The sequence below is a fragment of the Leisingera sp. ABD4_442 genome (genome assembly GCF_056160905.1).
This window is the reverse complement of the sequence record NZ_JBSWYB010000005.1, coordinates 1-22,801: the sequence shown is the minus strand read 5'-3', so window position 1 is coordinate 22,801 and position 22,801 is coordinate 1. Positions and strand designations below refer to the sequence as shown.

Genomic DNA, 22,801 nt, shown 5'->3' with positions numbered 1-22,801 from the left:
GCCTGGCTTGTCCGCCGTGTGTGGCGGTTCAGTACGTTGCGATAGATGGTCCGCCTGCATCGGGCGCAGGTGGGAAGCGATCCAGCAATTGGCGTGCCAGCTCTTCCCGGACCGGTTCATATTCAGGGTTGTGGTAGAGATTGAAGTGCTCGCCGGGATCCGCGCTGCGGTCGAAGAGCTCTCCCCAACTCGGATTATTTGCGTAGAGAGTAAGGCGCCATTCTTCTGTAATCAGTGTCTGATTGTAGGTCTCAGTGCGGGTGCGGGCGTGGTATTCCGCAATCAGGTGGTCTTGGGTTTTGTGGTGCTCGTCCGGCAGGAGGCTGGCAAAAGACGCTCCATCTCCAGCCTCTCCGGCAACGCCCAAGTATTCCAGCAGCGTCGCCTTGAGGTCGACATGGCTGGTGAATTGGGGCCGCTGTCCTGGTTCCACTCCGGGCCCAGCCATGATCATGGGGATGTTCAGCAACTGACGGTAAGGTGCGGGCCCTTTCCGGATCAGATTGTGATCCCCCAGCAGTTCGCCATGGTCGGAGGTGAAGATTATCAATGTGTCTTCGGTCAGCCCCCGGTCATCAAGGGCTTGCAGGATCTGGCCCACACGGCTGTCGATCATAGAGACCATTCCGTAAGTGTGAGCCATCGCCTGCCGAAGCGATGCGTCGGACAATCCGTGTGTGGTCTGCATGAACCCCTGCTCCCGCGGCGGTCCGGGATCGCGGAGAAAGTCCACGTAGCTCTTGCTGCCGTCTGCTCCGTCGCTTTCAGAAACATAGCTTGGCATTAGTGCAAGCTCGTTCACCTGTGCATCCGGCGCAGGCATGCCGGCGGGGTCATACATGTCGCACCAGGGAGCCGGCGGTGAAAACGGGTGATGCGGATCGGGAAAAGAAACAAGCAGGAAGAAGGGGTTTGACGTGTCGGCACCGGCAATGAAGCTGCATGCCTGGTCAGCTATCCAGCTATTGTAGTGCAGTTCTTCCGGCACCGCGCTCTTCCAGATCTCATCGCAATCCTCGGGCATCGGTTCCAAGGCGTTTTCGGGAAGGAACAGCTCCGCTGCTTCTGGCGCGGTTTTTCTTAGCCAGTTGGCGTAGTGACCGCCCTCTGTGGCGCTGACAGACTCACCGATCAAAATGTCGACGGTGTCAAAACCATAAAATGGGCCGTTCCATCCTGCGCTCTCGGGAAGTTCCCAGAAGGCGTTTGAATCTGGCATTTTGTGTTCAGCGCCGGCTAGGATCGGCTGGAAATGAAACTTGCCAACGCCGTGCGTTCTGTATCCGGCCGCCTTTAGTTCATGCGAGATGAGAGGAATGTTTTCGCTCAGAGCAACACCGTTGCGGGTCAGCCCGTGGTTCCTGGCAAGAAGGCCGGAAAACAGTGTTGCACGGCTCGGCGAACAAATCTGGTGCGGCGTGTAGTGGTTCTGAAATACTGCTCCGCGCTCAGCCAGAGCGTCGACATTGGGCGTTTTAGCAATGTGATTGCCTGTGCACCCTAGGCTGTCAGCACGCTGCTGATCAGTCATGATAAGGACAACATTTGTCATATTCGGACCGTCCTGTGATCGTGATCTCAAGACGGTAGCGACAAATTTGCATTTAAAAAAATACTATGTTTTTGCACTGATATTCGAAACTCAAATATGGTTTGTGATGTTTGACCGAAAGCAACTCGAGATCTTTCGCACTGTGATGAGGACTGGTTCGGTATCCGGGGCAGCAACCCGCCTGAACCTTTCTCAACCGAGCGTCAGCCGTATTCTAAGTGATATTGAACGAGAGTTCGGTTGCTCTCTGTTCACGCGGAAAAGCAAAGGCGTGCAGCCGACCCCGGAAGCAGAAGAGTTTCTGATCGAAGTCGAACGCACGTATTCAGCGCTTGCCTCTCTTGAGGAGGCTGCAGAGGAAATTGCCCGCAAGGAACGTGGTTCTCTGACGTTTGGCGCCAATACCGCTTTGTCACTTGAGGTCGTGCCTAAGGCTTTGAAAGCGCTTGGGGTTCATGAGCACGGTATTGCCGTCAATTGGCATGTCAAAACGTCCCGCTGGGTCACCGAATACGCCAGCATGGGTACGCTGAAATTGGGTTTTGCCAACATCCAGGACATTCCCGAAGGCGTTAACCTGCTCTACGAAGGGGCGGTCCCGCACATGTGCATTCTGAGAAAGGAGCACGAACTGGCCGGGGCGCACAGGACACTTCGCCTTCAGGACCTGCGACAGGAACGGCTCATTGGGCTGCAAGGGGCCATTGCCGACGAATTGTCCATGCGTCAGATTGGAGACAGGTTCCTTTCCCCTTTGACGTCTGAGCTATCGATCACGGCATTGTTGCTGGGCGAACAAGATGTTGGCCTTCCCATCGCAGATGCATTCACGGCGCATTTCTGGACGGGGTTGAAGCCGTCTGCGGCCATTCCGATTGCCGATCTCCCAGCTTATCGTTTCGCGTTGTTTGAGCCCATTGGCACAAGACCGTCTCTGATCGCGCACCGGTTTAAAGAAGAACTCATAAGCGAAACGGAACGCATACTACGCTGGGTCGACGAAATGCCCGCATAGGTAAAAGCAACAGCTCCCGAGTAGTTGGACGGGAAGGAAACGGCCGCCCGTGGTATATGACGCGATAAAGACGGGCCGGTTTCGGCCCGCCTTCGTTTTTGCACAAGCAGCGTTACTTCAAGTCATTGTAGGCAGCAGGAACATTCAGGCCCGGATGCACCCAGCCGAACAGAGCATAGCCGCTGAAGTCCGGAAGCTGAACTTTCGCTACAGTTTCTTCGAGGGATAGACCCTGGTCTACTGCTGCCTGAACTTCGTCTCGAACCGCTTCCAGATAGTCGATGCTCCATTTGATGGCCGCGATATCTGTGACCGGCCCGTGTCCCGGGACCACCTTCGTGTCTGCATCGAAATCCTCATAGACAGTTTTCAAAGTGGCATGAGTTTCGAGGAGATGCCCATCCAGGAGCCATGGGAGAGCAGGCGCTTCTGCAACAATAGCATTGCCTGTCCAAAGGACGTTGGCCTCCGGAACTGAGACAAACAAATCGCCACCGGTTTGGGCAAAGCCATAATCGCGGATGTCTACGCTGATATCTCCGAGATCCACACTCAAGCGGCTGCCTGCACCGACAAGCACGTCAGCATCTGTGGGCACGATCTCTTCGATGCCGCGGCCTTCACCAAAGTTTTGGATCATGAAGGCGGTGTCGGCTTCAAAGTGAGTGTCGATATAGGAGGCTGCGTTTTCGTGTTGAATGATTTCGACGGTTTCCGGGACATACTGGTTTCCATAGGAATGGTCGCCATGGAAGCTTGTGTTCACCAGAAACTTCACAGGCTTGTCAGTCTCTTTCGCAATCAGTTCAAACAACTGGTTGTTGAGCCGTTCATTCAGCATCGACTCGATGACAAGAACGCCTTCGGACCCGATAACAAACCCGCCCGTCGTGGCAATCGGGTAGCCCTTTTCAGCCATCTCAGTTGCGCCGGTTGGAATAACGGCGAAAACACCTTCAGCTAGTTCCTGAGCTTCCAGTTCGACCTTGTTGCCGTCCCAGACCGGCTCCTGTGCGGAGGCAGCCCCGGCTATCCCAACAGAACTGGCGAAGACGATCCCGAAGGGCCTAACCACTGGCAGTTCGCACCGGAACTTGCGGCTTCTTTGACAGGTGCGCCATTGCCAGAATGCACCCGTGAAACAGCCACAGGCCGGAGCTGTCGGCTTGTAAAGGAGATCTACAGTTTGGAAGGGTCTGAGGAGCGGTCTGTCCCGATCCTCTACGACAAAAAACTCAAAAGGATCGTCAATAACGAAAGCGCTGAAATCATCCGAATGCTGGATCAACACGCTGCGCTACTTGGCAGCAGCCTTTTGGATGCTGAGCGGCCCAACTTGTATCCTAACGATCCAGATCTGAGGGTGGAGATCGATGCGCTGAATGAGCTAGTCTATGTCGCCATCAACAATGGTGCCTATAAGGCCGGGTTCTCATCGGACCAGGCTGTTTATGCGACCGCCTTCGACGCATATTTTGAAGCACTTTCAACACTGGAAACAAAACTTGCTTCTGATAATCGGCCTTTTCTGACTGGAGAGCGTTTTACCGAAGCCGATCTGCGCTTATTCCCCACGCTGTACCGTCACGATCCCGTCTATTATCTGCGGATGAAGCTGAACGGCGCAAAAATCCTCGACTATCCGCACGTTTGGCGCTGGCTCTGCCGTGTGTATGCAATTCCTGGCGTTGCTGAAAGCAACTCGCTTGACCACTGCCGACAGGGATATTTCGGGCGCAGCTGGAACGGCGTGGTGCCAATGGGCCCAAGCAAGCCAACGCCTTATCCTGAAGCCTACGGGCACCCTGAATTTGCGCGCTAAGCGGTCTTAGGGGCATTGCTCTGGCTCAGCAGAACAACTGCTTTGATCAGATAAGCTTGCCGTCTGGGCGAGGTGCCGAATTTCTGATCGACCCTGCGAAGCTTGCGATGTCGGGGGGGCGATGTTCCGATCACGAGACGCTCTCTGGGCGGTTTCGTAGTTGGACAGGTGCCCGGTCAGTTTACCTGAGCGCCTGCAGTGATTGACCAAGACAACCAACTTTGCTTACGATGAGGGCATGTCCTATACCTTCTATACGCTGCATCGAATATCCGCCTGATCTGAATTCCAGACAGCGGAAGCGGCGTAGTGCGGGACGGGCCTTATACCCCCAGTAGCTCCAGATCAGAGTGTACCCTCGGGTGCAAATCCCGACGTTTCCACCAAGATTCATTGGAGGAAAGAGGTATGTCACGAGACGGTTTGAGAAGCGCGACGGCTCGCGAGCTCTTGAAGGAGATTGGCTCTCGATTACGGGAGACACATTCAGATCCAGGTGGCTTTATCTGGTCACGCTTGTTTCCGGACATCCGGTATGAGGCGTCGAGTAAGGAGCATCGCAAGCTGGCAGAAACCGCATTAGACTGGCTCGAAGCTGAGCTGTCTCTACATCATCGCTCCTTGAATGCAGATCGCCCTTTTGGTGTCGATGATGCGACCTCCATGCTGCGTGCCCGCGTGAATTACATTGAGAAATCAATGACTCGTTTAAAGCGTGGACACTCTGGGAGTGGGCGCGATGACAGCTGAAGAACGCGTAATCATCAAGATGATCGTGGCTTGGTCCGAAAGCCCCAAGTACGCCCGAAGCTGGCTGATAAAGAAGCATCACGCATTCGATGGCAGACGGCCGATTGATCTCTGTAACAGTGGTGGGGTGTTTCGCGTTGCCCGCTACCTTCGCGAATTGGAACACGGAGATTGGACCATGTGAACAGTACGGCTGCTATGAGCTAGGATGGCTCCGCCTTCCAAGAGGCAATTAATCCAGGCCGACAAGCGTCCCCATGCAAGGTAAGGCACGGCCTCAATCGGCAGTGCCATGCTTGGCGTAGACGAGATTGCCTCCAGCATCGAGGCCAACTCCGCGGCCAAGTGATTGGCGTCGGCTAAAGAAATCCTCTTCAGCTTTCGTCGGATGCCCCATCTTTTCGGTGAATGTATCCAGCCACGTATTTTCCTCCTCATCATGCGGTCGTGTGGAGGTATGATTGCCTTCGAGCACGGTGGAGATGCGGGCGTAGTCGAAACTACTGGAGCGCTCGACTGCCCGGCCAATTTTCAGCCAGTGGGTAATCTGACCAGCCAATGAGCGTCCACTCAGTTGTGCTTCACGGCGGACCAAGGCCATGATGTCATCGGAAAGTTTCACGGACTGAACCATGTTCGCCTCCTGAACTGATAAATGGGTAACGACATGCCACCTTGGAGTCAAAGTCTGGACGTCGCCCCGCGGGTGGCACGGCTGGGCTGGCGAGGCAGGGTTGCCGTCTGCGGTGTTGCCGCTGGCGTAGCGAAGCTCCGCACTGCCATCGAAGATTGCAAACTCAAGGCTGTAGCATTTGGGCTTCACTTTCAAGATCATCATCAGGCCCCTTTCAGAACAGAACCCCGGGTGGGCGAAAGAAGGCGGTTCTTAGGTCGTACTCTTGGTGATGTTTGGTAGGTGTGTTCCATGCAGCACCTCTTGACATCGCACATAATGACAGTATTTAATGTCATTTTGCGTGGCAGGAGGCGTTATGGAACTCGCCGAATTCATCGATGACAAGATCTTCGCACCTGAGAAGATGGCAAGCATGTTGCGCACAACGCAATCTGAAATTGCAGCCACTATTGGATTGTCCCGCGATGCTTTTGCCCGAAAAGATCGCCTAAAGTCTGCTCGAGTACAGACGCGACTGCGTGAGATGGTAGAAATCCTAAACCGTGTCGAGAGGTTTACCGGCTCCCCTTTGGCTGCCTATGCCTGGATGCGATCAGAACCGATTATTGGTTTCGGTGGACAAACAGCAGAAGAGCTCATTCGGCAGGGTAAGGCCGACCGTGTTCGACGCTACTTGGATCACGTCGCGGCTGGTGGCTACGCCTGAGCATGCAGCATAAAGGCCCGCTATTTAGAGCACATAACCCTTATTGGTCCTGGGATCCTGTGTCTGGAGAGGGTGCTCGCATCAATGGCGGGCGCTTCAATAAAATTGGCGTCCCAGCTCTTTATATGGCCGAGAACGTTTTGACGGCTATTCGGGAGGCTAGTCCGTTGGGGCGACCAATGGAACCAATCACCATCTGTGAATATCAAGTTGATTGCGGACCTGTGTTTGATGCAACCGACCCCACGCTACTTGCAAAACATGGGATCGAGTTCCGTCATCTTGAGTGTCCGAACTGGATGGATGAAATGCTGGGTGGCGGAATTCCCGATTCTCACAAGGTTGCCGATCAATTGATCGCAAAAGGTTTCGTGGGAATTCGCGTGCAAAGCTTCGCCAGGGCACCGACAGATCTTGATATTAACGTCGTGTTATGGCGATGGGGCGACACGCCTCCAGAAATGATCAAGGTTGTTGATAACAACAGGCGCCTGCCAGACCCACCTGCCAGTCGTTGAGCTTTATGAGCGATACCTGAACTGTGGTGGTGTAGATGACCAGTGTGGTTGAGGTGGTGACGTGCTCCCCTTAGAGTCCGCGTTTTTCAGTTAGCTCTGTTCAGGGTTTGGTCCTCTCTTGACCGTTGGTGATACTCCCGCGGGGTGAGCCCGTCGAGGCTCGAATGCGGGCGGTGGTGATTGTAGTCGTCGCGCCAGGCGTGGATCAGGTTACGGGCATGGCGCAGGCTCGCAAACAAGTGCTCGTTCAGGCACTCATCCCGAAGGCGGCCATTGAAGCTCTCCACGAAGCCGTTCTGCATCGGTTTGCCGGGCGCGATGTAGTGCCATTCGACCTGCCGGTCCTGCTGCCATTTCAGGATCGCGTTGCTGGTCAGTTCGGTGCCGTTGTCGGACACCACCAAGCAGGGATAGCCACGCAGATCGGCGATCCTGTCCAGTTCCCTGGCGACCCGCAGGCCCGACAGCGATGTATCCACGACAGTGGCCAGGCATTCCCGGCTGAAGTCGTCGATCACACACAAAATACGGAACCGGCGCCCGTCTGACAGCGTGTCGGACACGAAGTCCAGCGACCACCGCTGGTTCGGCCCCTGCGGGACCGCCATGAACGCCAAACTGGCTCGCCAGCTCAGCAACAGCCCGCTCAGGGGCGGCGCCAATGGCGCAAGGTTCATCTTGCGATGGACGCTGCCACGTCTGACATCCGTGCCGTCGAATTCACCCCCAGCCGCGACGGCGACAGCCCGGTCTTACCGGACTTGTTGGGTCAGTTCCCCGAGGACGAAGACATCGGCACCGTGATCGCCGATGGTGCCTATGACACGTGACGCTGCCATGCCGCGATCCTCGAACACGACGCGGCCCCGATCATCCCGATCCGCAAGAATGGTCGGTTGTGGAAAGAAGATTGTCCGGCTGCGCAGGTCAGAAACAAAACTCTGCGAGCCACCCGACACTATGGTCGAGCCTTCTGGAAGCGCTGGACAGGATACCACGTCCGAAGCCGGATCGAGGCAAAGATGCGCTGCTTAAAGGCATTCGGCGAGCGCATTGCCGCAAGAGACCCCGACCGCCAAACCGCCGAGATCCATATCCGCATCGCACTCATCAACCGCTTCAACGCATTCGGCACCGCTGAGATCATCCGCGTCGCCTAAGTTCGGAGGGGAAAGGGGTAGTCAGGCCTCAAGAGGGAGTTCTGCAACAATGCCCGATAGCAGTGTAGCACCAGAGCGCTTTTGCCGGACGGTCACGTTAACCCGTCAGCGTAGGCCGACTCCATTGGGTTGACGCTTGCCGGCCACGCCAGACGGGTCTTTGTCTGCCCTTAAAGGCCGCAGCTGGTGCTGCAAAGCGGTCAGGACACGGCGGCTTTCACCGAAGCAGGATAGGGAGGCTAGCAGGCGAGGTGAAAGGAACGCTCAGTAAGCTCGCATTTCTGAGTTTGGAAACACACCGCACACCCATTTGAAGCTGATCAAATTTGAGGCAACGGGCGCAGTGGCAAAAACTGTAATCGCCCGCTCCTTTTTATCGAAGGGTATCACTTCGATTTCTGCGTCCAGCGTAGCACCGGCAGCAACGAGGTGCTTGAACGCTTCCGCATCAGTGATCGTATCATCAACTGTAACCAGCCAGCTCTCCATAGGCCAACTATACCAAAGGTGCTCTTTGGTTCATAGCCATGAATGCCGTTGCCGCGTTGACTATCCCGTGACCATGATCCGGATCCCATCCAACCGTTGAACCGACATCTCCAGCGGTGGCAGTAAAGAGCTTCTTTAGGTCTTCAGGTGTAAGATCCGGATTTGCTGACATCAGAGCAGCTGCAACCCCAGCAGCGACCGGCGTTGCAGCCGAAGTCCCATTATCAAAGTTATCTGTTGAACCACCTGCTGGTCGGTCGGGACCAAAATTGCCAAAGAAGTGGGAGTAGCTCGCAATGTCGGGTTTTTCCTCGGCAAACATGCCAGGTCCTTGACTGGAGTAACCAATCCGCTCGTGATGAGCGTTGACTGCAGCAACTGTGATTACTTCAGCTAGGCTATTTGAAGCGTGAATGGATTGACCTGGACCAACTCCGCTTGGGTGGCATGCTCCACTTGGACAATTTTGACCACAGTTACCTGCCGCAAAGAAACATGGCACTCCGGCGGCTACCACTTCACGCACTTTTCTATGTAGCGGATGGTTCACGTTATGAATCTCGTGGTTGGGAAAACTGCCTGCATCTGGAACGCCGGTGAACCCATAAGAGTTATTTGTCAGATGGGGTGTGCCATCGATGTTTCGCTGGTTTAACACAGCTTGAAACATCTGAATCGCGCCCCCCGAACGAGGAATTCCAAGGAAAGGGTAGTCATACAGCCGAACGGACGGAGCTGCGACCAAAACATCAGCAGCACACATTGAGCCATGGCTGGAGACAGAAGCTCCTCCGGGCTGAATCGCGGCATCCGGTCGTGCAAATCCCCCTACAACCGGGTACGTGCTGCCATCAATTCCTTCATCCAAAATACCCACGATTATATTCTGTCCGCGAAACCCTCGGTTCCAAAGCACGTCCACACCTAATAGATCTCTCAAAACATCCATCTCAACTGCCGGCCGGAATGGACGGCAGTCCACCCCTCCTACTGAACTGGCTGCAGTAATAGTTTCTCGCACTGACCCAAAAAGTGTGATTTGCGAGTTGGGCCAAATCTTTACGTCCCCGGCATCTTGTAGTTTTTCGAGCCGCGAGCGCGTTACTTCGGCTGGCAGAACATAAGTCTCTGCGACGGGTTCAGCACTGGCCATAGGTGAAAACGTCTCTAAAAATGCTCCTGGAGTGGGATGCTTATCTTCCGGAGTAAACATTGGAACAGGGGAAAACCCCTCATCAAATTCAATACCCGCTCCGCCTACGTCTGATAGCAGATCAGCGGCTTGCCGCTCAGCCTCCGCACTAGAGTTTGCCGCTGCTCCAAACATTTCCAGTGATTTTCCAGGTTTAGCAGCAACCTCGATCAGCACTTGAACGCCAGCCATAGTAACCTCCCACAATTCACCAATAAGTGATACTAGCATATATTTGATTCAATTTAGAGTCTGTTTGATTCCTGCTTAAGGTGTGATGAGAAAGCTTGTCGCAGCCTTTCAGGGAAACCGCCGCATCGGAGCTTGTCGACTCAAACAGTTCGAAGGGATCACAGCGCCCGCCGCTACTGCGGTGCCAAAGATCATCAAAGTCTGCAGCCTTGTTCTGGCGGTATAGCCGGCAGCCTGGTCTCGTAAAGGACAACCCCGGTTTGCGCCATGGCTTTTGTTGTTTGTGGAGCAGTGAATACTTTCAATGCTTTTGAAATCATCCCTTGTCAAAGGATTTGATTTTGCTTTTAGCAACTGCACCTCAAACACTGAAAAGCCCCCCTTTTCGAGGTACACTTTCCCGATTTTGGGGGATACCGAGGGGTACTATTGGGTGTCGTGCGCGTACCGGGGTAGCGCAGACAAGGTTTCCAATCTGACGCGGATAGCGATTCCGATTTAGCGCGGACAGGATTCCGGGGTGCGCGGACAAGCGCTCTGGAGGTCTGTTTTGGGTGCTGAGCAATCACGTGGCGGGTAGCCTTTCGCTCTTTTGAAAGAGCGGGAGGCCCCCAATGGCGAGATTGCCTATGAGGAAGATCAGAGAAGCTTTGAGGCTGCGGGCAAGCGGCCTGACGACCCGGGAAGTGGGCGACAGCAGTCAGCAAGTATGTGAGCCGTGCGGCGCGTGCTGGGCTATGCGGACTGGACGCCGGAGCGGCTGAGGCGTTGACCGCGGGTCTTAAGTGAGTTCAGGCGTCGCGAAACTTCTTCGCCAGTTCGGCTAGCGTTTTCTCAGGGTTGCGCCTCACTTCTTCTGCAAAGATGTCCAGGAATTCTCTGTCTTCGGAACTGGAACTAAACGGGCGTGCCAGATCTTTCTCCAGGCCGGACTTCGGTTCCTCTGAAGTGCTCAGTCTCACCATGACAGGGCGGTGGTCTGATACTCGTTTGACGAACCCTGAATCCAAGCGATCTGGAGCGATGATCATGAAATCGTCGCCGCCAGCCCGGGTCTGCAGCCCAGGAGAGAGAAAGATGGAATCGATTAGCGAGCGGTGATTTCTACCAAGGTAGGTAATTGCCCCACCTTTTTCGTCAGCTGCGCTCATTGCTTTGAAACCGGCGTTCATGAGTGGATCAAATTCCCCGGTGGCCAGTTCTGCGTTGAAGTCACCGCCGATCATCCAGTCGTTTTCTGCGACGTCAGTCCCCACTGACATCTGAACGGCAGCGGCCAAGACGTTGCTTGCCATTCTTCGGCGTTTCGAACCTTCCCCTTTGGCCTTTAGGTGCACCGGAACAAGGTTGAAGTCGAAACTTGGGGCGCCTGCCTCCTGATGCAGTGCTTCGAAATGGAAAAGACCTGGGTAGCGGTCAAAGATTTTTCCTTCGACAGCCTCAAAGCGATTGGCACCAGAGTCGTCGCTCCGCAGTTTCAGAAGGTTGTGAATTTCTCTGGGCCAGGTCAGCCTCCTTCCTGCGACGGTTTTCTTGTTCCAGATCACTGTCGTGGTCTGTTTGCCGGAAGAGGCGTTGGGTTCTGACGCTGCGAAGTCAAAATCAAGGTCGAACTCTTTGCGCAGCCGTTTAACCAGAAATTCAGTAGCTTGGGGCGACGTTTCTTCGAAAGCCCAGATGTCGAGGTTTAGGTCTGCAACGACCCGGGCCACATCATCGGCCTTTTCTTCATAGTGACGGTTGAACCATTCAACGTTCCAGAAAGCGATGTCGATGTCACCTGGCGCTCCCAGGTATGTGTTGACCACTGCTTCGACGCCAGTCCCCCGGCTGTCGCGGCCCAGGGTGCCAAAGAAGCCGGTTCGTGAATCGGTGCCGGACAAGTGGGCCTGCACTTGCCTGGCCGTCGACCGGTCGTGCCCATGCTCCGCACGCCGGTCAATATCAATAGCAATAGCGGAGGTTTTAATGCCTTCGTTGAGTACGTGAGTATCCGGGCCAATCTCCCGCTGGAGCTGTTTTTTTATGTGCTGAGGCAGTTCTCCGCTGGAAGCATGGTGTAAGGCAAACAAACGCCATTCATCAGTAAACACCGGGGAGCCGGAACTTCCTGGCTCAGTATCTGCCGCATAGTGGATCAGAACGTCATTGAAGCCGAGGTCGACAACCCGGTTCTGTTTGATGGATGTTCTTTTGGGATGCCCCTGCGGGTGGTGAATGATGTTAGCTGTTGCCTGAGGTCCAGCCATGAAAGATCCCCTCCATAGGGGAATAATTCCATATGTTTCCTGCGGATTGCCGTTGATCCAAACGAAGCAGTAATCAAGCTCTTCAAACGGGCTCGCAAGGAACAAGCGGTTGGGATCCAGGGTGAACACAGAACTTGCTGCCATGATGCCTGGCGTCTCTTCGTAATAGTCAAACACCGCTTGTGCAGCACCAGCGACCGTTTGAGAATTGACGACGTGATGGTTCGTCAACAGGACGTTCGGAGCGACGAGAAAACCGGTTCCGCTCCAGCGGCCGGTCTGGTTGCGGAAGTTTGTTCCTTGACACATGATTTTGCATACTGCTCTGCCGGTTTCAGCGCCCTGCATTAAAAAGCGGTAGGGCAGAGAGTCATCTTCGCCAATCGCAACTTCTGGTATCGATCTATCGGAAATGCGATCCTTCGTACGAGTGAAGCCAGACGCAAACTTTTCGACATTCCCAAAACCAAGAACGCCTGGGTCTGCCTGTCGCATTTTCCGGTTCAGGACCGAAAGGTCACTTATGTCGACATCAATGTAGGTCTGCCCTGAACTGCTTTCGAAAACTGTTGCTTCCGGCGCTCTCTCACGTACCACGGATGCAAGTACGAGGCGGAAGCGTTCAGCGACCCTCTTGAAGCCCTTTGAAGTGCCATGGATTTCGTCGTTCCAATCGCTGCTCTTCTTTAGGACCCCGCGAACATCAACCAAGTGCACATGGGGGTCTGTCCCAGCAACGCTTTGCAGCATCTCGTAAAGGGCATCGATCAGGAGTTCTATAATTTCTTTCCGGACCACAGGGTCGTTGATCCCCTTCGAGGTCATGGGTGACCCGAGCCATTTGTCCTTAGCGGCGTAGATCGGACTGCGTTGGTCGTTTCTGCTTGCCGGATACGGCAGAGCGTAGTCGTAACCGTGAATGATGATCGGAAGGTCTGAGAAGCGTTCATCAGAGCGAACGGTTTGGATAACCGTCAGGTAACCGTCTCTTAGAGCGTCCAAAACACGCCTCAGCTCACTCTTGTTGATGAGCTGACGCGCGGATTGCCTTGTAGAGGAGGGGCGATGCAACAGTGCTTCTAGAACAGGTGTACCAGTCTCATCTTCCCCGATGACATCATTCCCTGCGGCAGAAAACAGAAAGGCGTCAACACGGTCTGCTTGTTCATTCAGAGCGGTCATGTACTCCGGGTTATCGAAGATCATGTTTCGCGCGGTGTCACCAGCAGCGCCGCAGCTCCAGATCAGGTAATCGTCCTCTAAGTTGTCTATTACTTCTTTGATAAAAAATGGAAATTGAAGCCAGCTGTCACCTTCACTGACAATAACCGGGAGGTCTTCTCCCCTCCGAACTCTTCGCTTGAATTTCGCCCTTCTGCGGCGCCGGCAAATCCAGTTGCCGATTGCCATGCCGCTTTCTTCCCGGCCCATTTCAACGAACTCGGGATTCGGGATAAATGACGGATCAAAACCGCTAAAGCTATCTTGAGGCAGCAAGTATTCAGCAATCTTATCCTCATCAACACACGGATCTTCCAGCATTTTCTGTAATTCTTCGAGCGAAATCACCTTCGGCATAACGGGCCCCCTCTGCAACATTTACGCGATGACAATATCAGAAAAACATGGTTGCGTTGAGTAGCTTCTTTCGGTTCCGGCAATGCCGACTTGTTAAAGAAAAGTTGCAAGGGGGCCCATAGTCGGGCTTAAACCTGCCCAACTTGGATCTGGTGGAGTTAATCAGATCGAGGTGCTTTGCGTTCGGACTCTAAGAAAGTGTTGCACGATCCATGTCATGCTTGGATGGAGGGCTTGACGTATGCCTAATGCAATCCGAAGTAACACTAATGTTCTGGTTGTAGCAGTAAATCTAAGTTTTTATGGCGACGCCGCTTGGACGCCTGCGCCCAAGAGCGCCGGTACTGGGAACGCCGTCGGGGTTGAGCACAGTCGGTTTTACTCACGCTCAAAATGGCGCGAAACATCCTGATCAGGGCGAGAAACTACCGAAGCCCAACTTCAAGCGTGAAGAATTGAAGTTTCGCTACGCAATCCAAGAGTGTTCTGCGGCTTATGTCTGCATACGCCTGGTTCAGAAGAGCCATTTTTGCGTTAACTTACGACTTTGCTCCACCATCCTGAGCTGGCTTTTTCGGAGGCTGCGACAGCGCGGGAGCGTTTACGGTCTGCAATTGAGTTGGATTGTTCCACCCTTTTGTCTTGAGTTCCGCTAAGATCAGCCTCTCGCTCACCTTTACTAGGTTTTCAAAGGCCGTAATTATGTCGTCAGGGTCCTCAATGCCATTCATACCGCCTTGGCAGAGAGCAAATATTCCATCACGGAAGAATTGAAGTCCTTGAGATTTGCGTAGTGTCGCTCCAGCAGCTGTCGCGAGCTGTTGCAGAGATTCCGCGCTGGCCTCCCGCCCGGCGCTTGCTTGAACACTTATTGATCGCTCTATGCTGGCGGCTACAGCTTCGATAGCGTCAGGTGACGGTTCAGCGCAAACATTGTATCGGTCGGCCTTTCTATCGTATTGTGAAATCACAATTCTGCGTTCAGCGCGGGTCGTAAGTGTGCTGACATCCTCATTTAGGTTGGAAGAAATGACCGGGTTCGCTGGGCGGCTCAGCTCCGCGCAACCGCTTAGTGAGACAATCGAAACAGCGGCCAATACCACAAAGCTGCCAGCAGGTAACTTTTCGAAAATTCCACAACTAACGTTTCCAAAGGTCATCGACTAACCCTCCCCTCTTAAACTTCACTTTCGTCTTGCCTTCCACCAAGGATCGCTACGACATCTGCAAAAGGCGTACGTTGTTTAGCAGAGGGTCTCTTGAACGGCGAGTTCGAGAAAACCCCTCCCGTGTAAAGATAATTCTCTCCTTTTTAAATTCCATCATGGCGGTATCTTTTTTTGGTTATGATCAATTTTTTGGCGTGTACTTGGGTGGCGAGTTCTTTGGAGTTCACGACCTCATCAAAGGCTAAGAAAAGATTCCCATCTCTGGCGGTTTGGCAGGTCGACCAAGTCATTGAGGGCTTGGTGAACGCTTCCGAGCCGATTGATAACGAATTCGACAAAAGGCGTAGCGCTAACGACGCTTCCAACCTGCAGCGATAGTAGGCGAAGACAGCTTAAGCCCGCCCATTGGGGGATGAAATCACGGCAATTTTGGCCGTTTTCATGTCGCACCGCCTCTGTTTGAGGCGTTCTATGTCAAACTCAAGCTTCGGTCGTGCTACTTCAAATTGAGGCGAGGCTTGTCACGCTATTCGTACAGTCTTCGCACTCGAGAACCAGGGGCCCCAGGGAGGTTACAGTCGGCTGCCTCTGAGAAGGAAACCAGAACCGGACTTCTCCGCCAATGCATAGCCTCTGAGTATAGGTCAACTGCCAGAAGGCGACGCAAGAAGATTGAGGTGCTCTTCGCCCATCTTAAACGCATTCTTGGGCTGGGACGCCTCCGAGTTTGGGTCCCCATTGGTGTCCAGGATGAGTTCACCTTCGCAGCCATCGCCTAAAATCCTCGGAAACTAGCCAAGCTCAAGGCGATGGGGAAAGTTGCGGTAGCGCGAGGCACGCGGGCCTCCGACATCCGAGGAAAATCAATGCGATAAATCGTAGCAGGACGCAAAAACCAACACCTTTTTTCAACGGAATCAGCCCGAAGCGCCTGATGTTGCCCGATGCACCGACGACCGCTGTCTGTACACTCTTGCCGCTATAAGAATACCGCCTCCATGACCCATGTCATTGGCAATTTCGAGCGCACTTCCTCGTACTGGTCTTTGAAGCCAGGCGCGCTACATAGTAAGCGGTTCGCTTGAACACTCTGAGGTTGTTTTTGCAGGCTTCTCCATTGTTGCTTGAGAAGCAAGACGCTGTGAGCAGCCATAGTGCAACACTTGCGTACGGAGTTTCCATGGACACCATAACTTCTTCAATTTCGGGGTTCTCAAAGATTTCGCCTGACTTTTCGAAGCAGCTTGCGCAGTGTATTGACGAAGATAAGGATTTTAAAACTAATACCACCCCAGAAGGAGCATTTGGGGCGGTATTCGGAAAGTACGTTATTAGGCGTGATGACCTGAATTTCCTAGAGGAGCTGGCAAATTCAGTTGAAACTGCGGCCTCTGTTGGATTTTTTGCGGTAGCTGTCCCTTCGCATGCACTCTTGGCAGCAAAGGTAGGAATTACGATTTCACTTCTAAAGGTCTTTATTCGATTGAAGGACAAGGGGGCAGTATTAAGTGATGAGGAGCTTCAAGTGCTTCTTTTTGTAAAGTCCCTGAAATCCAATAGTGGTGTCACGTGTGCTGAGATCGCTGATCGCCTCGAGTTGAAGGGTGAGGATGTTCAAGCAACTTTAAGGAGATTATCACAGTACCCGGTTGGAGACGGGAGTTCAAAGGAATTTGTGGAATCGAACGAAGGTAACTGGAGGGCGACGGTCTAATGTCATGGTATGGAACGAGCATTGAGGACGCAATTTTGTGCCCGTTACCAGCGGCCTATGCTTCTCAGGATGGAGCATGGATGTATCCTTGCTCAGGCGCTGTGAGCTTCCCGGAGATAAAATCGAAAGGTGAAGTTTATAGAGAATTCATCGATGGAACATTTCCAACCAGCTTCTTGTCAAATTTCGTCCACGAAGCGACTCATCATTATTGTTTTGATAGTATTGTCGGGGCTGTTATCCTTTCAGCAAGAGTGGCTGCGCAGTATGGAGCGAACCTGCGGCTTCTTTGCAAGTCCAGCGAAGAAGACTTGGCTTGCTTGGAGAATATTTCATGTGCAAATAGAGTAGCTCATAGTGCCGCGCTTGCGTTGCTTCAACCTCTCGCAGAAGGATTAGCAGTTTTTGGAGAATGTCTCGCTAAACCCGGATATTCCGAGGTGATGACGCCTATTCCATTTTATATCATAAAGCTATTTCTCCAACGTGAATTTAAGGGTCGAATGTTGAATTCGTCTTCTAGTGACTTGCAGGAACTCATGCTTTCACACCTAAGAGAGTTCTTAACTCATGAGCGAAATAAGGAGAAATCACAGTTTGCAGCGACACTGGACGTAATGCAGGCGAAGCCACCAGATTACTCAGTATATTGGAGGGGGTTTGAGTTCATTAAGAGTGTCCTGGAGTTGCTCGATGAAGACCTCAATGACAGCGATGTCGCCTTGGGTTTTCTTTGTAACTATGTATTTCATGATTATGGGCTTGCCGCTCGGATTTCGCGAATGGGCGTTGCGATTGAGGCAAGTCAAGCCGATGAAGTCGGGTTGGATCGAACTTTTGAATACCTTAAGCTTCGATTGTACAGGTTGAGACATGATCACGACTATCGAAGGCGGTGTGTAGTTTCATATGTTCAAGCGCTTATGGACGGAACCCGACCAGATACCCTGAATTTTCAACTCGGAAGCGATAGTGATGTCCAAATTGCGCAGAACTACACCCTTTACTTCGGGTTGGAAATGATAACTGCCCAATTGGTGTGGCCTTCAAATTCGAAAAATCGCCGCAACCTAAAATGCGGAGCCTTTCGTGCAGATTGTATTGCAGTGTCACCGGATCTTGAACGATTGAGGTGCAGTTTTGACGACGAAGTTGTCGAGATTGATGCGCTCAAATCCGGATTTCCTTCTTCATACACTGGTACGGAATATCAGCCCGTGGATGGTTACCCGAGTGTTGAGTTTATCTTTCTTGACAACTATGAGCCTGCGATTGCGTTCTACAACGCGCATAGTTTGATAGGCCTGCTGTTAAGGGATGGAAAAACGTCTCTGGTTTCGCCAGAAGTCGATGAGCGTTACGGTCAACTTTCTCCGTTCGCAGCGTTTCAGCACGACCAAGAACACCGAAGGGCGTTTTGGAATCCGGACGCTACCACTTCTTGTGGTGCCTTCTTTTCAAGTCAAGTTTCTAAGGCGCGAAGCTTGGGATTGGAGTTGTGCGATGTGAACTGAGCGAGAAGGTACTGGAACTTCCGTCCGTCTGCTTTGTCAGTGTTTGGTATGATCGATCCGAACTTCTAATTTTCATCGACTGAACGGCGGACTTTACACTCGCCTCGCTGTGCTTCGATATGTTCGAATCTTGTAGTCACTCCAGACCGATGTCGGCTATGGTCGCTAACAGTGGTTCAGCAACCGTTAGCGCAAGATAGCCCAATTCACGGTTTGTCCCGCCTAAGTTCAACCTGATTGCGGCGTTGCGTAATCCTCATTGCACCAATCGAAGTGCAATGAAGTATGATTCGAGGAAGCGAAATGACTGACAAATCGGTGCTGAAATCTTGGCAAGAACTGCACGATCATATCCTTGCGGTGCTGGTCAAGAACGGCTCTGATCGCGATACTGGTAATTTTGAGAACTGGTTTGATCAGGAGCCGAAGACAACGCCGGCGCCCGTAATTCTTCACGCCTCAGTCGGCCTGGATGGGCTTAAAGTCGGCTATCACGGCGCAGATGATGTCGTCGATAGCTTGATGTGTGCAATGACGAATGTCGGTCGTGATGACTGACTGTGTGCAGACACTAGGCGCGCACAGTGTCTGCGAGGAAAGCTCTGTGGGGGGCAGAAAGAGCCCACAGCGGACGCTGACCACCTGGCAGTCCTTTGCATGTGCGGCAGGGCGTGAACGGTGCAAAGCGGTCGTTTGAGACCTGTCGACCAAAAAGCCGCAGAGCGGCAAAACCGGCCGTCTCAATATTGGTAATGTAGCTGCGTCCGTAACCGTTAGTTTCGTGCGAACTTCCACGCGGCGAAACCAAGCAAGGCGACACCAAGCAAACCAAACGGCGCTGCCGTGCGTAAATCGGTCATGAGGCAGCAGTCTCTATATGCTGCTAAAAATGTGTCGTCCCATTCTTCGAAGCCGCTATAGGTGAAAAGTACTCCTTTGCCGACTTGGACGATCAGCCAAGCTGCAAAGATCAGGAGTATTCCAGTAACTAGGGCGATCCATTTCATGTTTAATGTATAGCCGCGTTGCGGACAGGAGCAATATGGAGCTCGCACCTACATTATGCCGCGGCGAGACTAGGCGACCGGATCGAGCCCACAGCCGCCTTTGATCATCTTCCAGGTCTGTGCGTATGCAGCACTTCGCTATGGGCAGAAACTTGCTGTTTGCTGCGTGAAAAAAGTAAACACTGCTGTGTTGTTAATGAGCTAAGATATCAGGGCCAACACATTTGCCTTGCGTATCCATGTCGACTTCGTGACAGTACCTCACAAGTTGAATCAACTCGGTAAGCCTCAATGACTGCCAAGACGAAGACGCAAAGGTTCAAGCGCTTAATTTCACATGGCTTTTTTGCGCCCGAACTGCCGCCTTGCTTCGTTTCAGATGACCTCGCCCGCTATAGAGAAAGTCTGTGGACTGCAATTGAAAGCATACCTGCTCCGCCAAGAAGGCGTTTTTCAGGTGCCAAGCAATTCGTTTCTGAACCTTCATGGTTCTATTTTCCAAGGTATGGCAGGGATGACCGAAAACACGCTGTTATTAATCCAATCTCCTACCTCGCAATATCGAAAGTGCTATCTGACAATTTCGTACAACTCAGATCAGCGTCCAGAAGATCAAAAATCAGCGCCTCCCCTTTAGTGTTCGACTGGGCAGGCAGCCGTGCGTTGTTCAGACCAAACATTGACCTGCGTGACGATTTTCGCGTCAATCTAGCAACAAGGCATGAAAGGTATGTAGCAGCAGACATACGAGCGTTTTTCCATTCAGTTTATACGCACGCAATTCCATGGGCTATTTATGGGAAAGAATGGGCAAAGCAAAATCGTCAAAACCACCATTTCGGTAACCTCTTGGACTTATACTGCCGCAATGCTCAGGATGGGCAGACAATCGGATTGCCCGTTGGCCCTGACACGTCTCGGCTAATTGCGGAGGTCGTTGCTTCTGCAATAGATAGCGAGCTTGAACAGTTTGTCCAAATTGAGAACCAAGACGCCTCGCGGTACATCGACGATTACACGATAGCCGTCGATAGGGGGCAATCCGGCGACAGCGTTATCGCAGCTGTACGGCAAGCCGCTGCAAACTTCGAACTAGAGCTCAACAACGATAAATCTGAAGTTCATCTCACATCAAAGCGCCTCCCAACAGGCTGGAAGCAAGTAGCACTGGCACACCTTCCACGAACCGATAGATCGACTAACTCGTTTCTTCGTTTCTTCTACGAGACAGGAAGGATCTGTAATGAACACCCTGAGTTGAATGTCGAAAAGTTCGCCTTCCAGAATGCGCGGTCTTCATTCGTAAATGCCAATGAGTGGAGCGGGGTGCAAAGCCATCTCATTAATGCTTACCGGCGCAACTCAACACTGGTTTCCTTCCTCGTTGAAATACTGATCCTGCGCGAAGTTGAACATAACGACGTTGATAGAGTAAAACTTGCGGGCTTTCTTGAACGCCGGCTTCCCGAGCTGGCGCAAGAAAACAGGACGGGTGAAATCATCTGGCTTTTGCTTTTGATCATAAGGCTTGAGATGCAAGTGTCTTCGGACAAGATATCTCCCCTGTTTAAAATTGAAAATTCGATGGTAGCTCTGATGGTAACCTATGCCGCCCATCATGGCATGGTCGTGGGTGCAATAGACCACAGTGTTTGGCAGAGGCATCTTACGTTACAAGGCCTTAGGAGCCCGATGTGGTTGTTTGCTTATGAAACTGTGCGCAACGGAACGAACCCGCTCACAGACAGAACCTTCATTGAGCAGGATCCATTCTTCTCACTTCTGTTGAAAAGAAACATCAAATTCTTCGATCCGTCTCGCGGTTTTTCATCCATTGGATCCGCACTTCGTGTCAGAAGAGCCGAAAACACCAGAGCTAACATTCTTCGCCTAGATTTCCTGGAAGATTTCGACATTGACTTGCTTGAATTCGATGAGGATGAGGCAATCGACGACCTTGAAGCAGATTTCGAGTATGAATACTAAATATAGTTGTTCCGCCTCAGAGGGGGCAAGTTTAAAAATGCGGCAGCGCAGTCATTGCGACTCGGCAAATGGCAGGTATGGCCAAATGGCAGACTATGAGCACGATTGAGAAGGGCAATAGACTCGAAGACCAGCTTTTTGGCTATTTGCAAGATCAACTGGATCGAGAGGAACTGGTTTTCGATGCTTATCCGGCTGCACTCTGCGAAGTGCATAAGAAAAAGAAATACTTCTGCAAAGAACGAGGTGGAGATGTTGAGTTCGACGTAGTAGTCGAACTTCGTCGCTCGGGCCGTCGAGAACCCCACCTTTTTGTACTTTTTGAGTGCAAGAACCATAAGGATCCCGTTCAAGAACGCGACATTACTGATTTCTCCGACAAGATCGGACGCATATTTGGACATGCTGCCAAGGGCTTGATCGTCACTACTTCGCGTTTGCAGTCAGGTGCCGAAAGTATCGCCAGGAGTAGACGGCTTGGTATCGTAAAGTTCGACGCTAACGGGGTCGATGTAATTGCTGATCGCACTGGCAGAGCCTGGGCAGAAAACCGCTTCGTACAAAAGCAGATGATTGACGGTCCCAGAAGGTCTAAGTCGCTCAAGTTCTCTGCTTGCAGCGATGGTAGATACTTCGGCTCGTTCCAGCAAATGCTGTATAGTTTTCAGATAGATCGGTCAGATACAGCAAGCAAGACCAAAGACCATCAAGCTAAGTCTGTAACTTTTTTGCCAGAAGCAGAGATCCAAGCGGCTGCTCAAAAGATCTTGACCCTAGCTGGTTATGATGGTGGTGAAGTTGATGTTGAGCAACTTTGCGCTTTTCTGGCTCTTGATTTGTCGTATTCAGAACAAGTGCTTCAGGACTCAGATGAGAATACCATCTTGGGATCAGCGAACTTCAGCAATAGGTCGATCCAAGTAAACCGACATGACGACCGAAACCGCGAGAGATTCACAGTCGCGCATGAAATCGGCCACTTTCTCTTAGAGCACGATAAGTACCTGCGTTCAGAGTCAATCGTTGAACGCGACCTCTTTATTGAAACGGAAACGGAAGACGCCTTCAACTACGACCGGCTCGAATATCAGGCCAATCTCTTTGGTTCTATGCTGCTTCTACCAGAGGCACAATTTCGGCACGCCGTGAAAGTGCTTAGACGGCAACTCAATGTCAATGACAGGGGATTCGGCTATATCTTCGTTGATGATCAGCCCTGTAACTATACACCCTATAATCAAATATTGACTGCATTGTCGGACCATTTTGGTGCCTCGAAGCGGGCCATTGAAATCAGGTTAAAGAGAGCGGGCCTCGTTACAGATATGCGTGGCACAGGCACAGCAAATCGCCTGCGGTTTCCCGGCGTCTAGCGGTGGTGAGTTTGACCAACCTCCGCCTCCTAGGCAAAGCGGACTCTCGACCTTGCCCTAGCTGCAGCCGCAGCGAATGGCTGCAAGGTCCCGATTCTGTTGAAAAACACCCTGTTGCTGGCGCAGAAAATGGCCTTTTAAAATGTGGCCGAACGCCCATTTTATAAGGCTGTTCCCG

At 52.4% G+C, this 22,801-nt stretch carries 19 protein-coding genes and 2 pseudogenes; 12 read left to right on the top strand and 9 right to left on the bottom strand.

The annotated features are described in order from the left end of the window. Positions 1-28: 28 nt before the first annotated feature. A complete protein-coding gene (locus tag ACXAHG_RS05935) occupies positions 29-1,552 on the bottom strand; it encodes a sulfatase-like hydrolase/transferase (RefSeq protein ID WP_475056387.1) in 1,524 nt (507 codons plus the stop codon). Positions 1,553-1,658: 106 nt separating this feature from the next. Between ACXAHG_RS05935 and ACXAHG_RS05930 the strand changes: the two genes are divergently transcribed. Next, a complete protein-coding gene (locus tag ACXAHG_RS05930) occupies positions 1,659-2,567 on the top strand; it encodes a LysR family transcriptional regulator (protein ID WP_475056386.1) in 909 nt (302 codons plus the stop codon). A gap of 112 nt (positions 2,568-2,679) precedes the next feature. On the opposite strand, the gene ACXAHG_RS05925 is transcribed toward ACXAHG_RS05930, so the two are convergent. Next, on the bottom strand, positions 2,680-3,855 hold the full coding sequence (locus ACXAHG_RS05925; protein ID WP_475056384.1) for an MBL fold metallo-hydrolase: 1,176 nt from the start codon (positions 3,853-3,855) through the stop codon (positions 2,680-2,682). On the opposite strand from ACXAHG_RS05925, the gene ACXAHG_RS05920 reads away from it, so the two are divergent. From ACXAHG_RS05920 to ACXAHG_RS05910, 3 genes are all read left to right on the top strand, one after another. After that, complete coding sequence (locus tag ACXAHG_RS05920) at positions 3,844-4,389, top strand: glutathione S-transferase family protein (RefSeq protein ID WP_475056383.1); 546 nt, start codon at positions 3,844-3,846, stop codon at positions 4,387-4,389. The genes ACXAHG_RS05925 and ACXAHG_RS05920 overlap by 12 nt on opposite strands. Before the next feature lie 408 nt (positions 4,390-4,797). Then, a complete protein-coding gene (locus ACXAHG_RS05915; RefSeq protein WP_475056381.1) occupies positions 4,798-5,139 on the top strand; it encodes a hypothetical protein in 342 nt (113 codons plus the stop codon). Beyond that, positions 5,129-5,323, top strand: a complete 195-nt coding sequence (locus ACXAHG_RS05910) for an MbcA/ParS/Xre antitoxin family protein (RefSeq protein WP_475056380.1) — start codon at positions 5,129-5,131, stop codon at positions 5,321-5,323. The genes ACXAHG_RS05915 and ACXAHG_RS05910 overlap by 11 nt, the downstream gene beginning before the upstream one ends. A gap of 93 nt (positions 5,324-5,416) precedes the next feature. Here ACXAHG_RS05910 and ACXAHG_RS05905 read toward each other — a convergent pair whose 3' ends face one another. After that, the gene (locus ACXAHG_RS05905) at positions 5,417-5,974 is read right to left on the bottom strand and encodes a TA system antitoxin ParD family protein (RefSeq protein WP_475056378.1); all 558 of its coding nucleotides are present in this window, start codon (positions 5,972-5,974) and stop codon (positions 5,417-5,419) included. Positions 5,975-6,131: 157 nt separating this feature from the next. Here ACXAHG_RS05905 and ACXAHG_RS05900 point away from each other — a divergent pair, with 157 nt between their 5' ends. Both ACXAHG_RS05900 and ACXAHG_RS05895 read left to right on the top strand, forming a co-directional pair. Further along, positions 6,132-6,482 carry an MbcA/ParS/Xre antitoxin family protein gene (locus ACXAHG_RS05900; RefSeq protein WP_475056376.1) on the top strand — a complete coding sequence of 117 codons (351 nt, stop codon included), beginning with the start codon at positions 6,132-6,134 and terminating at the stop codon, positions 6,480-6,482. 2 nt (positions 6,483-6,484) lie between these two features. Next, positions 6,485-7,000 (top strand): RES family NAD+ phosphorylase, encoded by a 516-nt coding sequence (locus ACXAHG_RS05895; RefSeq protein WP_475056375.1) that lies wholly within the window; start codon positions 6,485-6,487, stop codon positions 6,998-7,000. Positions 7,001-7,086: 86 nt separating this feature from the next. On the opposite strand, the pseudogene ACXAHG_RS05890 reads toward ACXAHG_RS05895, so the two are convergent. Next, a pseudogene (locus ACXAHG_RS05890) lies at positions 7,087-7,608 on the bottom strand (IS3 family transposase); the annotation flags it as partial. Here ACXAHG_RS05890 and ACXAHG_RS05885 point away from each other — a divergent pair. After that, a pseudogene (locus tag ACXAHG_RS05885) lies at positions 7,594-8,160 on the top strand (IS5 family transposase). The pseudogenes ACXAHG_RS05890 and ACXAHG_RS05885 overlap by 15 nt on opposite strands. Positions 8,161-8,424: 264 nt before the next feature. Here ACXAHG_RS05885 and ACXAHG_RS05880 read toward each other — a convergent pair. From ACXAHG_RS05880 to ACXAHG_RS05865, 4 genes are all read right to left on the bottom strand, one after another. Beyond that, on the bottom strand, positions 8,425-8,649 hold the full coding sequence (locus ACXAHG_RS05880; RefSeq protein WP_475056374.1) for a hypothetical protein: 225 nt from the start codon (positions 8,647-8,649) through the stop codon (positions 8,425-8,427). Positions 8,650-8,656: 7 nt separating this feature from the next. After that, positions 8,657-10,033, bottom strand: coding sequence for a S8 family peptidase (locus ACXAHG_RS05875; protein ID WP_475056373.1), 1,377 nt, complete (start codon positions 10,031-10,033; stop codon positions 8,657-8,659). Between the two features lie 791 nt (positions 10,034-10,824). Then, complete coding sequence (locus ACXAHG_RS05870) at positions 10,825-13,860, bottom strand: trypsin-like peptidase domain-containing protein (protein ID WP_475056372.1); 3,036 nt, start codon at positions 13,858-13,860, stop codon at positions 10,825-10,827. 539 nt (positions 13,861-14,399) lie between these two features. Then, positions 14,400-15,020 carry a hypothetical protein gene (locus tag ACXAHG_RS05865; RefSeq protein WP_475056370.1) on the bottom strand — a complete coding sequence of 207 codons (621 nt, stop codon included), beginning with the start codon at positions 15,018-15,020 and terminating at the stop codon, positions 14,400-14,402. A 1,090-nt stretch (positions 15,021-16,110) separates the two neighbouring features. Between ACXAHG_RS05865 and ACXAHG_RS05860 the strand changes: the two genes are divergently transcribed. The 3 genes from ACXAHG_RS05860 to ACXAHG_RS05850 all read left to right on the top strand — a co-directional run bounded on the left by ACXAHG_RS05860 (position 16,111) and on the right by ACXAHG_RS05850 (position 18,815). Beyond that, the gene (locus ACXAHG_RS05860; protein WP_475056369.1) at positions 16,111-16,743 is read left to right on the top strand and encodes a hypothetical protein; all 633 of its coding nucleotides are present in this window, start codon (positions 16,111-16,113) and stop codon (positions 16,741-16,743) included. After that, complete coding sequence (locus tag ACXAHG_RS05855; protein WP_475056368.1) at positions 16,743-18,257, top strand: hypothetical protein; 1,515 nt, start codon at positions 16,743-16,745, stop codon at positions 18,255-18,257. The genes ACXAHG_RS05860 and ACXAHG_RS05855 overlap by 1 nt, the downstream gene beginning before the upstream one ends. Positions 18,258-18,560: 303 nt before the next feature. Next, positions 18,561-18,815 (top strand): hypothetical protein, encoded by a 255-nt coding sequence (locus ACXAHG_RS05850; protein WP_475056367.1) that lies wholly within the window; start codon positions 18,561-18,563, stop codon positions 18,813-18,815. Between the two features lie 215 nt (positions 18,816-19,030). On the opposite strand, the gene ACXAHG_RS05845 is transcribed toward ACXAHG_RS05850, so the two are convergent. Further along, the gene (locus tag ACXAHG_RS05845; RefSeq protein WP_475056365.1) at positions 19,031-19,264 is read right to left on the bottom strand and encodes a hypothetical protein; all 234 of its coding nucleotides are present in this window, start codon (positions 19,262-19,264) and stop codon (positions 19,031-19,033) included. A 291-nt stretch (positions 19,265-19,555) separates the two neighbouring features. Between ACXAHG_RS05845 and ACXAHG_RS05840 the strand changes: the two genes are divergently transcribed. Next, complete coding sequence (locus tag ACXAHG_RS05840) at positions 19,556-21,250, top strand: RNA-directed DNA polymerase (RefSeq protein ID WP_475056364.1); 1,695 nt, start codon at positions 19,556-19,558, stop codon at positions 21,248-21,250. Positions 21,251-21,345: 95 nt separating this feature from the next. Then, positions 21,346-22,623, top strand: coding sequence for an ImmA/IrrE family metallo-endopeptidase (locus ACXAHG_RS05835; protein WP_475056363.1), 1,278 nt, complete (start codon positions 21,346-21,348; stop codon positions 22,621-22,623). Positions 22,624-22,801 lie beyond the last annotated feature (178 nt).